This is a genomic window from Roseivirga echinicomitans, assembly GCF_001592935.1.
GTDB lineage: Bacteria > Bacteroidota > Bacteroidia > Cytophagales > Cyclobacteriaceae > Roseivirga > Roseivirga echinicomitans.
Window position 1 is genome coordinate 178276 of the sequence record NZ_LRDB01000012.1, and the last position, 13997, is coordinate 192272.

Sequence of the window (13997 nt, forward strand, 5' to 3'; positions counted from 1 at the left end):
ATCAATTTGCATAAAGGTTATTTTATTGATTTATTTGTCACCTTGCGATAAGCGCATTCGTTGATAAAAGTTGAGGAGAGGTGTCCGAGTGGCTGAAGGAGCACGCTTGGAAAGCGTGTATACTCGAAAGGGTATCGAGGGTTCGAATCCCTCTCTCTCCGCATGATCAACTAAAAACTTAAGTATAATTTCTTTTAACAATAATTATTAATAATTTAGAAACCGTTTTAACCTTTATTAATCAAAACTAGACTATGAAAAAGTTATTCTCACTATTGATGATCTTAGGCGCTCTGTCGATTGGATTCAATGCTTACGCTCAGGACGATGCCCAAGATGGTGCAGCAGAGCAAGTAGAAAACACCATTCCAGAATCACCTGACTATTCAGATGAAATGGCAGATATGCCAGAAGAGTCTTTAGACCAAATCATCAAACAAAAATTTATTGAAGGAGATCCTAAGTTTATGTCTCCTGTATTAATCTGTTTAATTCTGGGACTTGCTATCTCAATTGAAAGAATTATCAGCCTTAATATGGCAACTACCAACACAAACAAACTTTTGAGCAAAGTAGAAGACGCTCTTGAGTCTGGAGGAGTTGAGGCTGCTAAAGAAGTGACTAAGAACACTAGAGGTCCAGTCGCATCCATCTTTACTCAAGGTCTTATGAGAATGTCAGAAGGAATTGAAATGGTTGAAAAATCAGTGATTGCTTATGGCTCTGTAGAAATGGGTAGGTTAGAAAGAGGTCTAGTTTGGATTTCATTATTTATCTCATTGGCTCCAATGTTGGGTTTCATGGGTACTGTAATTGGTATGATCGGTGCCTTCGATGCTATTGAAGCAGCTGGTGATATTTCTCCAGGATTGGTTGCTGGTGGTATTAAAGTGGCCCTTTTAACAACAGTTGGTGGTTTGATCGTTGCGATTATTCTTCAATTGTTCTACAACTACTGTGTTTCTAAAATTGACTCAATTGTTAACTCAATGGAAGACGCTTCAATCTCTTTGGTTGATTTGTTAGTAAAACACAATTTGTCTAAGTAATTAACCTGAAAACAAATTATTATGGATCAGGACCAATTAATTGATTTAGGATTATACGCATCTTATATTCTGCTTATTGTAGCAACGGTTGCTGCTATTGTAATGAACCTCGTGAACTCTTTTGGTAACCCTAAGAGTTTGGTGAAAAGCGGTATTGGGATAGTCGTATTGGGATTGATATTCTTTATTGGGTATTCAATGGCGCCTGCCGAGATAGATCTTGTTAGTCAAAAAGCTTTTGAAGCTAACAAAATTGACCCTTCTGCAGCATCTACTTTAACTACCTATAGATTAATAGGTGGAGCAATGACCACAACTTTGGTACTACTTGTAGTCGCAGTTGTAGGGTTAGTTTATTCGTCAATCGCTAGAGTCGTTAGATAATTTATTATGGCAAGAAGTAAAAACAGAGGAAGTCAGGAAGTGAATGCGGGCTCAATGGCCGATATCGCTTTTCTATTATTGATATTCTTTCTGGTAACTACTCAAATCGCCACCAACAAAGGTTTGACTTTGTTACTTCCTCCTAAACAAGAGGAAGACATTCCAGACCCAGTAAAACAACAAGAGAGAAATATCTTTAAAATTCAGGTAAACTCTCTGAATAAGTTGATGGTGGAAGGAGAGACACTAGATGACCCATCTTTGATAGGAGATATGGTTTATGACTTTATTTTGAATTTCGGTAATATTTCTGACGTTGAGAAAGGTCCCACAGGTGCAAAAGTGAGTGATAGACAAACCTATGAGTCTTTGCCTGCAACTATGAAAGCATACATTAATAACAGTTTGAGGTCAGACAAATCGTCTGATGGCCCAAATGCTGCTATTGTATCGCTTAAAGCGGATAGAGGAAGTAGTTATGAGATTTTCATTCAAATTCTAGATCAGCTAAATGCTGCCTATAACCGAGTATACGGTGAAAGGGTAGGCTTAACTGATGAGGAATTTAGAAAATTGAATAGAAACGATCCAAGAGATTTGGATTTATATGAGAGAGCTCGTTCAGGAATTCCTAAAGCGATCTCAATTGCAGAACCAAGTAAAGTAGGAGGGTAATATGTCAAAGTTTAAGAAAAAAAGTGAATCGACTCAGGAGATTCCAACTGCAGCATTACCTGATATTATCTTTATGCTTTTGTTTTTCTTCATGGTAACTACTGTAATGAGAGAGACAGAGGTTTTGGTAAAACAAGAAATTCCAAGAGCGGAACAGTTAGTGAAGCTTGAAAAGAAGAAACTTGTAACTTATCTATATGTAGGAGAGCCTAAAGAGCCAGAAATTTTCGGTACTGAATCATTGGTGCAAGCCAACGATGCATTTATCGCTATTGATGGTATTGTTCAGTGGGTGAACCAAGAGAAGGATTTACTAAGTGAGGTTGAACGTGATCAAATCACGATTTCTCTAAAAGTAGATAAGGATACCAAAATGGGGATTATCGTTGATATTCAGACCGAATTGAGAGAAGCAAATGCTCGTAAGATCATTTATGCTGCTCCTAAAAAGACAGATAACTAGTTTTGAGAACTAATTTATATAAAAAGGCTACCATTTTGGTGGCCTTTTTTTTGCCTAATCATAAGTGCTATTTATTGTTAATGACTTAACGGTCTATCATTCTAGTATCTCTGGTATGTACGATGTCTAGGTTTACTTATTATTAATTAAATCATTTGATATTCTTAGAATAGGTTCGGTCTTAAATAACAAAGGGGTTCTCTTACATAAGAGAACCCCTTTGTTATTAATAAGGTAGTGCTTTTCTTAATACACCTTCTGTCCATTCAAATAAGTCGCTGTAACTTTTAAGTTTCTCAATTCTGACTCAGGGGCTTTCATCATGTCCTTTTGGGTGAAGATGAAATCGGCAAATTTACCTACTTCAATACTTCCCTTTTCGTTTTCTTCAAAATTGGAATAAGCGACCCAGATGGTCATGCCTCTTAAGGCTTCTTCTCTGCTTAGTTTGTTTTCAGCTTGCCATCCACCTTCTGGCCAGTTCTCAGCGTCCTGACGGGCAACCGCAGCATGAAATCCGTACATCGGGTTAATGTCTTCTACTGGGAAGTCACTACCTAGTGCTATGTAACCGTTTTGGTCAAGTAAGTCCTTATAGGCATAAGCAGTTTTCACTCTGTCCTCTCCTAGTCTTTCAACAGCCCAATACATATCTGAAGTCGCATGTGTGGGCTGAACTGATGGGATAATATTGTACTTCCCGAACTTAGGAACATCTTCTTTAGAAACGACCTGAGCATGTTCAATCTTCCATCTTAAATCGTTGCCTTCAGGAAGGTATTTGCCATAGATATCTAGAATAACACGATCAGTCCTGTCGCCAATACAATGAGTGTTCATCTGAAAGCCCATGTCATAAATGGTTCTCGCTAACTCATCATAGTTGGCCTCAGTTTCTAAAAGGAAACCTGAATTCCCTGGATCATCTGAGTAGTCGCTTAAAAGGTTTGCGCCACGAGAACCTAAAGCACCATCGCCATACACTTTAAAAGAGCGCACATTGAGGTAATCAGTTTTGATCTTGCCTTTCTTTTTAAAGTAGTCTATACTCTGTTCCGAAGGAGCAACCATGGCATAAAGCCTCATTTTTAATTCACCTGATTTGTTCAGTGAATCGATTAACTCAATTGTGCTTACTTCTAAGCCAGCATCAACAACACCCGTCAGTCCAACTGCAAAGCAGTTCTGTTGTGCCATGATAAGTGCTTCTATTTGGTCGGCACGCGTTTGCTCAGGAATGTATTTGCCAATCAGGTCCATGGCGTTGTCCACCAACAGACCAGTTGGCTTTCCGTCTTTATCGAAATAGATTTTACCTCCGGTCACTTCTTTTGTATTACCGAAAATCTCGCTTTGGCTCATCGCAGAAGAGTTTGCCAAAGCCGCATGACCGTCAACTCTTGAAATGAATACAGGAACATCAGGAAATAGCTTGTCTAACTTTTCTTTACTAGGGAATTCTTTGTTCTCCCAGTCATTTTGATCCCAACCACGTCCTACAATCCATTCATCGTCTGGGTATTTTTCGCGGTGTGCCTGAAGGATCTCCAGAATTTCATCGAAGGATTTTGTGCCGACCAAATCAGCATTTTTCAAGCCTAAACCATAGCGGTAGAAATGCGCATGTGCATCAATAAGTCCGGGGTAAACAGGAGCGCCTTCTAGGTTAATGGTTTCGTCAGACTCAAAGTCTTTCAGAATGTCTTCGTCCGATCCAACTCCGATAAACTTTCCATCCTTCACGGCAAAAGCTGTGGCTACTGTAAATTCATCGTTTACGGTGTAAACAGTTGCATTATGAATGATCAGGTCGGCTTGTTGTTTTCCACCACATGACCACAGTAAAAATGTCACTGCGGCAATCGCTAATAATTTCTTCATTATTCGAATCTTAAATGTTTTACAGAATCACCTGAGTCTCTGAGTTCTCGGAGTGAATCAATTCCTATTTCTAAATGGTCATTCACGAAGTTTGAGGTGACTTTTTTGTCACTTTCTTCCGTTTTAACTCCTTCTGCAATCATTGGATTGTCAGAAACCAAAAGGAGGGCGCCATGCGGGATCTGATTTACAAAACCTACTGTAAAAAGTGTAGCGGTTTCCATATCAACGGCCATCGCTCTAATTTTACGGAGGTATTTTTTGAAAGCTCTGTCGTGCTCCCAAACCCTACGGTTGGTGGTGTAACAAGTGCCTGTCCAGTAATCGCGTTCGTGCTTCTTGATCATTGAAGATACTGCACGCTGTAAACGGAAAGAAGGCAATGCAGGGATTTCAGGAGGCATATAATCGTCACTAGTACCTTCGCCACGAATGGCTGCAATAGGGAGTATTAAATCGCCAATGGCAGTTTTCTTTTTTAATCCGCCACATTTACCTAAAAACAGAACAGCTTTAGGGGCTATAGAAGAGAGCAAATCCATCACGGTGGCTGCCATAGCACTTCCCATCCCAAAGTTGATAATGGTGATGTTTTCTGCCGTTGCAGACTGCATTGGACGACCTACGCCATTGATTTCAACCCCGAACTTATCGGCAAACATTTCTACATAAGTAATAAAGTTAGTCAGTAGAATGTACTCTCCGAAATCTTCATTGGCAACACCCGTATAGCGGGGGAGCCAGTTTTCAACAATTTCCTGCTTAGTTTTCATGTATAAGTTTTGGGTTCAGTTACATTTGTTCGATGGATTCACTCAACCTGCCGGCCTATGAATATCGCCTCGATAAACGGGATGGCAAATTAGTTATTTTTGACCCTATACGGAAGAAGTTTGTTGTACTTACCCCAGAGGAATGGGTACGACAACATTTTATTCATTTCCTCACTGGTAGTTTGGGGTACTCTATGAGCCGAATGAGTGTAGAGACGGGCAATAAATACAATCAGCTGCAAAAACGTTCTGACATTTTGTTTTATGATGAATTCATGAAACCTCTTGTCATTGTAGAGTGTAAGGCACCTTCCGTCAAAATCACTCAGAATGCTTTTGATCAAGTGGCGGTGTACAATAAAACGCTCAAAGCTAAATTGTTGATCGTTACCAATGGTATGGCACATTACGCTTGTTGGTTTGATGAAGAAAAACAGAAGGTGAGTTTCTTAGAGAAAATACCCAGCCTTCAGGAGTTGAAAGCCATGATTTGATTTCGTATTTTTCAATATGAGTTGGATCAAGCGAATCGGTTTTCTTACTGCTTTTATAATTCCTGCGCTTGCCATCCTAGGTTTTTACCTTGGTGGCTGGTGGAATTACCTCACCATTTGCTTTGTGTTCGTATTGATTCCTTTGGCTGATTCTCTTATTGGTGAAGATCCCGAAAATATGGAGGATACCGATGCTTTAATCATTTCTGAACAATTCTATTATCGTTTTATCACTTACATCTGGGCCATTTTTCAATTGGCTTTCTTGGTTTGGGCATCGGCTCAAGTGGCTTCTACTACTATGGAAGTTCACGAATGGGTTGGTTTTGTGTTGAGCTTCGCTTTAGTAACAGGTGGAATTGGTATTACAGTGGGACACGAGCTAGGGCATAAAAAATCGGCTTTGGAGCGTTTTTACTCTAAGCTTATTTTAATGACCGTTTGCTATATGCATTTCTATATCGAACATAATCGCGGTCACCATGTGCATGTAGCTACTCCTAAAGATCCTGCTACAAGCAGAAAAGGAGAAGGCTTTTATCGTTTCTGGTTTCGCTCGGTTTTAGGGAGTTACCGCAGTGCTTGGAATATTGAAAGGGCAAGCTTGAAAAGAAAAGGAGAGAAGGTATGGTCACTCAAAAATGAAATGATTTGGTTTACCATACTTCCCGTTTTATTGGCTGTAACTTTAACATTGTCGGCAAGCCTCTGGCAAGGAAGACTGGTTTGGGAAGTGCCTGTTTTCTTCTTTACCCAAGCCATTTTGGCCTTTAGCCTTTTAGAAATAGTGAATTACATTGAACACTACGGCATTGTAAGAAAGGAGATTTCTCCTGGACGTTACGAAAGAGTCAACCCTATGCACTCCTGGAATTCAAACCATCGGTTGAGCAACTTCTTTCTGTTTCAGTTGCAACGTCATTCCGATCACCATGCGAATGCGATTAAGCGCTATCAGGTATTAAAGCATTATGAAGAATCTCCTCAGCTGCCTTCTGGTTACCCGGCTATGATCTTAATGGCCGCATTTCCTCCCTTGTGGTTCAAACAAATGAACCCTAAACTGAAAGACTGGGAAGAGAAAGTGTATTTGAAAGAATGTTGATTAAGACTTTGTGCTTAGATAGTAAAGCGCCATATCGTAACCCATCAAACCAAATCCAGTAATCATTCCTGCACACTCTTTAGTGATTAGGCTTAGGTGCCTGAATTCTTCTCTCGCATGAATATTGGAAATGTGAACTTCGGCTACGGGAGTATTAATAGCGGCTATTGCATCTGAAATAGCCACAGAGGTATGTGTATAACCACCACCATTGAAAACAATACCGTCATAAGAGAAGCCTACTTTATGTAGCTTGTTAATCAATTCGCCTTCTACATTGCTTTGGTAGTATTCTAGTTCAAGGTTGGTGAATTTTCCTTTCAGCTTTTCAAAGTAAGTCTCGAAGCTTTCATTGCCATAAACGGTTTTTTCTCGGATGCCCAGTAAATTTAAATTTGGGCCATTGATGATGATGATCTTCATTTTGTCGAGTGGTTACTTATCTTTAGCCGTGGCTTGGGAAATATATATTCAGGAATACGAAAACTACTTAAAACTGGAACGGTCGCTGTCCGAAAATTCGGTTGAGGCTTACGTTCATGATGTGGTGAAGCTAAAACAGTTTCTGGAAATATCCAATCTAGATATTACGGCACAGCAAGTTCAAGCTAACCATCTGCAGAATTTTATAGAATACATCAACGAGTTGGGCATGAGTGCGCATTCACAGGCACGTATAATTTCTGGGCTCAAGTCTTTTTATAAATTCATGATGTATGAGGGAGAGATAGATGTGGATCCTACTGCTCTATTGGAAGCCCCTAAATTAGGCAGGAAGCTACCCGATACGCTGGATATTCATGAAATAGATAAAATTTTGGCGGCTATCGATCATTCCAAGGCAGAAGGAATGCGCAATAGGGCCATGCTCGAAACGTTGTACAGTTCAGGTTTGCGGGTGACCGAACTTATTAGTCTCAAGATTTCCAATATTCATTTCGAGATTGGGTTTTTGAGAATTCTAGGAAAAGGAAATAAAGAGCGTTTGGTGCCTATTGGGAGAGAGGCACTGAAACACATTAACATGTACAGAGAAGAGGTTCGGGTGCATTTAGATGTCAAACCTGGGCACGAATCATTTCTATTCTTGAATCGCAACGGAAAACAACTTTCCCGCCAAATGGTATTTATTGTAATCAAGGATTTGGTAGCCAAAGTTGGACTTCATAAAACAGTGAGCCCACATACTTTTCGGCATTCTTTTGCTACCCATTTAATTGAAGGCGGAGCTGACTTAAGAGCCGTTCAGGAAATGCTCGGTCATGAATCGATTACTACGACCGAAATTTATACGCACTTAGATCGGGATTACCTGAAGCAGATTATCAAAGATTTTCATCCAAGAAGCTGAGACTATAGCCAGCCTTTCCTTTTGAAATAATAGATCATCCCTCCAGCCACGGTTAGTAGTGCTCCCCAGAAAATGGGGTAGGCATACCTATAAGAAAGCTCAGGAAAGTATTCGAAGTTCATTCCGTAGATTCCCGCCATAAAAGTGAGGGGAATAAAAATAACTGAAAAAATGGTGAGCACTTTTAAGATGTCATTCAGCTTGTTGTTCATCTGGTTATTGTAATGATCCATCAAGTCTTTCAACTCGTCCATATACAACTCCACATTTTCTGTTAGGTGAGTAGTGTGGTCCAGTAAATCTTTTAAGAAAGGGGAAGTCTTTTTATCGATTAAACTGGTTTGAGACTTATTGAAATTAATTACGCTTTCCTTGATTGGGCGAACAGTTCTGCGTAGCCAATTCACTTCCTTTTTTAAAGTGCTTAGTCGATTAATGAAGCTAGGGGTGGGTTTACTTCTTAATTCGTCTTCTAGATCATCAATTCTGTCCGCATACATTTCGATGATAATGAGGTAATGATCTACGATTACATCCATTAAAGCGAAGGATAAGTAATCGGGCTTACGCGTACGTATTTTGCCTTTGGCGTTTCTTAGTCGATCACGAACACCATCAAAAACATCTCTCATATCCTCTTGAAAGGTGATGATAAAGTCTTTACCTACCACCATGGCGAACTGCTCATGCTTAATCATGTCGTTCTGTGTCATCACCATTTTACAGATTTGGAAGAAATAGTGATCGTATTCTTCCCACTTTGGCCGTTGACCAAGATTCAATACATCTTCCAATGTAAGGTTATGGATGTCAAAATGCTCCCCAATTTCTCGAATCAACTCTACATTGTGCAAGCCAGTAACATTGAGCCATAGGTTTTTACCTTTTAGATCAAGCTCTTTTAATTCAGCAATAGATTGGAGTTCCTTTTCTTCGCAAGACTCACCGTTATAGGCCATTGCTTGGAGAAGGATCTCATCATCTCTCTTTTTACCAGTGTACAGCAAAGACCCTGGCATTAGGTTGGATTTTTCTTTGGATACCCTCGGTCTTCTTATAATGTCCAAAGGGATTAACCTAAAGAGGTCTATTGGGTTTCTGGATTTAATCTTTCGCATTTTATTATCAATAGTAGGCTGAAAAAGAGAGTTGGATGCTTTTTATTCCGTTTTACTCAGGTTTAAGGTAAGTATAGGGATGTTAGACTTGGTGATCAGGTATTCAGTAATGTTGCCCATTAATAATGTTTTTATGTTTTCTCTATGGTAAGAAAAAAGAGCAATCATATCGCTTTTAAAGAAGTCTGCCGCATACAAAATACCTCTATTTATCGACTTTGCATTGAATACTTCAACAGAATGATTGACTAATCCGTGTTTCTCTAAGAATTCAACCCTCAGTTTGTTGATCTGTAATGTCGTTTTAAAATGGGCTTGCGTATTGATATAGACAAATAAGAGTTCTGCATTGAATGATTCTGCAAACTTCATCAAATCGGGCATTGCTGGCGAATAATCATCCGTCAAGTTGGTAGGGATTAGAATTCTTTTGATCTCAAAACGTTCCAGTGCATTATTAATGGTCAGTACCGGGTTTTTGGCCAGTGCTGCAATTTTTTCTGGATGTGTTCTTTTAAAGACCTCATCAAATCGTTCATGCTCGTAATTGCCAACAACAGTTAAGTCAAAAGCTTCTTCTGCAACCAACTTAGCGATTTCATTTGGGGTGTCATGTACCTTTAGTTTAGAGTGAATAGTGATTCCACGGTCTTCATATTTTTGAATGAGCCGCTTCATTTTCTCTTCATTAAGGGATAGTATATCATCTAAAAACTGCTGTCCTGTTGGTGTTTTGCTTTTGTATTCGCCCAACTCGTCTAAATAGACAGAAAGTGCAGCTTTCACAATGTGCATCATATAGACTTCACTATTGAGTTTTTTTGCTATTTGGCAGGCAACCTCTAAAGCCCTGTGCGATTTTTCAGTAAAATCTATTGGAACAAGAATTCTGCTGTACATGGTTTTCGTATTTGGAGCAACGATTTATCAATTCTTACATAATCTTCCAAAAAATGAGATTGGAAAGCAAGCGATAAGACCGATAGTAAAGTTAATTCAGCTAAAATCTTAATTCCTTTTCATCGTTCCCTACGAAGCCGTACTTTTGATAAAATTTTCAGCTTTGTATAAATCAGTTATTCGTCCCTTTCTTTTTGCTAAACCAGCAGAAAATGCGCACCACTTTACTTTTGGGTGGCTTAAACGTCTTTTTAAAATCCCAGGAGCCGCATCCATCGCTAAATCACTCTACGACTTTGAAGATAGTAGACTGGAGGTTGAAGCCTTTGGGCTGAAATTTAAAAACCCAGTAGGGCTTGCTGCGGGCTTCGATAAGGACGCCAAACTTTTTGATGAGCTTTCAGCTTTTGGCTTTGGTTTTATTGAAATAGGCACTTTAACCCCTAAGGGGCAAGAAGGAAACCCTAAGCCTAGACTTTTTAGGTTACCGAAAGACCAAAGTTTGATTAACCGAATGGGCTTCAACAATCAAGGAGTTGAAGTTGCAGTGGAACGACTGAAGCGTAAGAAAACCACAGTGCTGATTGGTGGGAATATTGGTAAGAACAAAGTAACCCCTAATGATGAGGCGGTCAACGATTATCTATCGAGCTTCGAAACGCTTTTTCCACACGTAGATTATTTTGTGGTGAATGTGAGCTCACCTAACACGCCAAATTTAAGAGAGTTACAAGAGAAGGAGCCCCTCAAGTTGTTGCTTATGACGTTGGAGGCAGCCAATAAGTTAAAGCAAATTAGAAAGCCAATTTTGTTGAAGATTGCGCCAGACCTTACGCCTGAACAGCTCGATGATATTGTCGAGATTGTAGAGGAAACAAAAATCGATGGTATCATCGCTACAAACACTACTATTTCAAGGGAAGGTTTAGTGACCGAAAAAAGCGAAATTGAAAAAATAGGAGCAGGGGGATTAAGCGGAAAGTCGGTAAGAGATCGTTCTACAGAAGTGATTCGTTATCTTCATCAAAAATCTGGAGGTTCTTTCCCTATCATTGGGGTAGGAGGAATAAATACAGGAGAAGATGCGATTGATAAGTTAAAAGCGGGAGCAACTTTGGTTCAGGTGTATACCGGATTCATCTATGAAGGCCCTGCAATGATCAAAAAAATCAATAAAGCCATTCTGAAATGGAAGTTTGGCTAGTGATGTTAAGATGTTTTAGTCAATCAGTCTAAAGGATTCATAAAATTCATTTATTTTCGTAACTATAAGGGAAGTACTTTTTCATGGCCAAAAACACCTACAAGTCCAATACATTTAAAAACACCAAACAAGAAAAAAAGGAATCCAAAGGATTTAGCCTTAAGGGTAAACTACGGTTGGGTTTCTTGAAAGACCGAAGAATTCAACTCACAGTAGGTTTGTTTTTACTGCTTTCCGCAGTCTTCATATTTGTGGCTTGCGTTAGTTACTTGTTCACGGGTAAGGCAGATCAAAGTGTGATAGAGTCCATAGGAGAAACTGGTATGATTGCTTCCGGAAAGGAAGCTGCCAACTGGATGAAGCTTTGGGGTGCATATGCTTCACACTTCCTTATTTTTAAATGGTTTGGAATAGCAGCTTTCCTTATCCCTCCATTCTTATTTGTTGGAGGGTACAGAATCGTATTTGGAAAAGCCCTTGTCAATATTCAACGTGCTTTTATTTTTGTCGTATTCTTCCTTTTGTGGATCAGTCTACTGATGGGGTCTATGATTAAAGGAGGTTCTGGTGTATCTGAATGGAGCTTCTACAGCGGGGGGCTAGGTTATGAACTTGCTGTTATATTTGATAACCTCATGGGCTTTGGAACGCTGCTGTTATTAGTGTTTACTTTTCTGGTTTTCATTATTTTCTTCTTCGATATCAAGCAAATTTTCTTGACCAAAAACACTTTGTCTGATTTGGATAACGCTGATGAAGAAAAAGAAACCGTTGTTACTGAAACAAGAGAAACCATAAAAGCGGAGAGTTTAGGGGAAGATCTAGATGATGACCTTGAGCTATCCAGCGAGGCAGATCTTGAAGATTGGGTGATTGAGTTGAAAGGGGAAGGGGAAAAGGCCTCAGAAGATAATTCCATCGAACTAGAATTGTCTAGTGAAATAGAGGAGAAGCCTGAGCCTAAAGAGTTAATTGTTGAAAACCCTTTTGTAGAAAATCGCCCAATTGTACCAGTAGAAAAGAAGGACGAACTTTCGTTTGAAGTTGAAATTAATCATTCGTCAGAAGAACTGGTTGAGAAAGCTGGGAATTATGATCCTACACTTGATTTGGCCAAATATAAGTATCCAACCATTGACTTATTGAAAGAATATGGTCCAGCAAAAATTCAGGTGACAAAAGAAGAACTACAAGCCAATAAGGATAGGATTGTAGAAACACTTACCAATTTCAAAATTGGAATTTCGAGTATTAAGGCCACTATTGGCCCAACGGTTACACTTTACGAGATCATTCCAGAAGCAGGAGTTAAGATTTCTAAAATCAAAAACCTTGAAGATGATATCGCCTTGAGTTTAGCCGCTTTGGGCATTCGTATTATTGCGCCAATTCCAGGGAAAGGAACTATCGGTATTGAGGTGCCGAATAAGAATAAAGAGATGGTTTCTATGCGATCTGTAATCGCAACGGATAAGTTCATGAACAGTGATAAGGCGCTTCCTATTGTATTAGGGAAAACCATTTCCAACGAAGTTTTTGTTACAGATTTGGCTAAAATGCCTCACTTGCTTATGGCTGGGGCGACAGGTCAAGGTAAGTCTGTTGGATTGAACGCCATTCTAACCAGCTTACTCTATAAGAAACACCCTTCTCAGTTGAAGTTTGTTTTGGTGGATCCGAAGAAAGTGGAGCTCACTATTTACAATAAAATTGAAAGGCACTTTTTGGCCATGCTGCCTGATGGCGAGGAAGCGATTATTACCGATACTAAAAAAGTAATCAATACACTTAATTCTTTGTGTATTGAAATGGATCAGCGCTATGATTTACTGAAAGATGCCGCTTGTCGTAACATAAAAGAGTACAACCAGAAATTCGTAGATCGAAGACTAAACCCAGAAAAGGGACATCGTTACTTGCCGTACATTGTTCTTGTTATAGATGAGTTGGCGGATTTGATGATGACAGCTGGAAAAGAGGTGGAAACTCCTATAGCGCGTTTGGCGCAGTTGGCCAGGGCCATTGGTATTCACTTGGTAGTGGCCACACAGCGACCATCCGTAAACGTAATTACAGGTATTATTAAAGCCAACTTCCCAGCGAGGCTTTCCTTTAGAGTAACTTCTAAAATAGACTCAAGAACTATTCTCGATACTGGCGGTGCCGATCAATTGATTGGTCAAGGCGATATGTTGCTTTCCATGGGATCTGAAATCACTAGAATTCAGTGTGCATTTGTAGATACGCCAGAAGTAGACGACATTTGTGACTTCATTGGAGGTCAACAGGGCTATTCATCTGCCTATGTGCTCCCAGAATTTACGGGAGATGATGCAGATAGTAGCTCGAGCTCGGTCGATTTATCAGACCGGGATGCGATGTTCAATGATGCGGCTCGACTAATTGTATCGCATCAGCAGGGGAGTACTTCCCTGATTCAACGTAAGTTGAAATTGGGTTATAACAGAGCAGGGCGAATTATTGACCAGCTGGAAGCAGCTGGAATTGTCGGCTCTTTTGAAGGCAGTAAAGCAAGAGAAGTTTTAATTTCAGACGAACATAGTTTGGAACAGTTATTGAACAGCTTGGACAATAACTAA

The 13997-nt window shown here is 39.7% G+C and carries 14 protein-coding genes and 1 tRNA gene; 10 read left to right on the forward strand and 5 right to left on the reverse strand.

Annotated elements, in window-relative coordinates; translation table 11 throughout:
- Positions 1–74: 74 nt before the first annotated feature.
- From AWN68_RS09675 to AWN68_RS09695, 5 genes are all read left to right on the forward strand, one after another.
- Positions 75–161: transfer RNA gene (locus tag AWN68_RS09675), tRNA-Ser, on the forward strand.
- A gap of 93 nt (positions 162–254) precedes the next feature.
- Positions 255–1049: a MotA/TolQ/ExbB proton channel family protein gene (locus AWN68_RS09680; protein ID WP_068414663.1), complete on the forward strand. Its 795-nt coding sequence runs from the start codon at positions 255–257 to the stop codon at positions 1047–1049.
- Between the two features lie 21 nt (positions 1050–1070).
- The gene (locus AWN68_RS09685; RefSeq protein ID WP_068414666.1) at positions 1071–1433 is read left to right on the forward strand and encodes a hypothetical protein; all 363 of its coding nucleotides are present in this window, start codon (positions 1071–1073) and stop codon (positions 1431–1433) included.
- A gap of 6 nt (positions 1434–1439) precedes the next feature.
- Positions 1440–2108: an ExbD/TolR family protein gene (locus AWN68_RS09690; RefSeq protein ID WP_068414669.1), complete on the forward strand. Its 669-nt coding sequence runs from the start codon at positions 1440–1442 to the stop codon at positions 2106–2108.
- 1 nt (position 2109) lies between these two features.
- Positions 2110–2571 (forward strand): ExbD/TolR family protein, encoded by a 462-nt coding sequence (locus AWN68_RS09695; protein ID WP_068414673.1) that lies wholly within the window; start codon positions 2110–2112, stop codon positions 2569–2571.
- 246 nt (positions 2572–2817) lie between these two features.
- On the opposite strand, the gene AWN68_RS09700 is transcribed toward AWN68_RS09695, so the two are convergent.
- Both AWN68_RS09700 and AWN68_RS09705 read right to left on the reverse strand, forming a co-directional pair.
- Entirely contained in the window at positions 2818–4452 is a 1635-nt protein-coding gene (locus tag AWN68_RS09700; protein ID WP_068414676.1) for an amidohydrolase, read from the reverse strand.
- Positions 4452–5225 carry an AMP nucleosidase gene (locus tag AWN68_RS09705; RefSeq protein ID WP_068414679.1) on the reverse strand — a complete coding sequence of 258 codons (774 nt, stop codon included), beginning with the start codon at positions 5223–5225 and terminating at the stop codon, positions 4452–4454. Before AWN68_RS09705 ends, AWN68_RS09700 begins: the two co-directional genes overlap by 1 nt.
- Before the next feature lie 32 nt (positions 5226–5257).
- On the opposite strand from AWN68_RS09705, the gene AWN68_RS09710 reads away from it, so the two are divergent.
- Positions 5258–5719 (forward strand): type I restriction enzyme HsdR N-terminal domain-containing protein, encoded by a 462-nt coding sequence (locus AWN68_RS09710; RefSeq protein WP_068414682.1) that lies wholly within the window; start codon positions 5258–5260, stop codon positions 5717–5719.
- Positions 5720–5735: 16 nt separating this feature from the next.
- Positions 5736–6824 (forward strand): alkane 1-monooxygenase, encoded by a 1089-nt coding sequence (locus tag AWN68_RS09715; protein ID WP_068414685.1) that lies wholly within the window; start codon positions 5736–5738, stop codon positions 6822–6824.
- Here the strand turns inward: AWN68_RS09715 and aroQ are convergent, their stop codons facing one another.
- Entirely contained in the window at positions 6825–7247 is a 423-nt protein-coding gene (aroQ, locus tag AWN68_RS09720; RefSeq protein WP_068414688.1) for a type II 3-dehydroquinate dehydratase, read from the reverse strand.
- Between aroQ and xerD the strand changes: the two genes are divergently transcribed.
- Positions 7231–8175: a site-specific tyrosine recombinase XerD gene (gene xerD / locus AWN68_RS09725; RefSeq protein WP_245657993.1), complete on the forward strand. Its 945-nt coding sequence runs from the start codon at positions 7231–7233 to the stop codon at positions 8173–8175. The genes aroQ and xerD overlap by 17 nt on opposite strands.
- Before the next feature lie 2 nt (positions 8176–8177).
- On the opposite strand, the gene corA is transcribed toward xerD, so the two are convergent.
- Both corA and AWN68_RS09735 read right to left on the reverse strand, forming a co-directional pair.
- The gene (gene corA, locus AWN68_RS09730; RefSeq protein WP_068414691.1) at positions 8178–9293 is read right to left on the reverse strand and encodes a magnesium/cobalt transporter CorA; all 1116 of its coding nucleotides are present in this window, start codon (positions 9291–9293) and stop codon (positions 8178–8180) included.
- 42 nt (positions 9294–9335) lie between these two features.
- Positions 9336–10193 carry a universal stress protein gene (locus AWN68_RS09735; protein ID WP_068414694.1) on the reverse strand — a complete coding sequence of 286 codons (858 nt, stop codon included), beginning with the start codon at positions 10191–10193 and terminating at the stop codon, positions 9336–9338.
- A gap of 163 nt (positions 10194–10356) precedes the next feature.
- On the opposite strand from AWN68_RS09735, the gene AWN68_RS09740 reads away from it, so the two are divergent.
- On the forward strand, positions 10357–11397 hold the full coding sequence (locus tag AWN68_RS09740) for a quinone-dependent dihydroorotate dehydrogenase (protein WP_068415226.1): 1041 nt from the start codon (positions 10357–10359) through the stop codon (positions 11395–11397).
- Between the two features lie 83 nt (positions 11398–11480).
- Complete coding sequence (locus AWN68_RS09745; RefSeq protein ID WP_068414697.1) at positions 11481–13997, forward strand: FtsK/SpoIIIE family DNA translocase; 2517 nt, start codon at positions 11481–11483, stop codon at positions 13995–13997.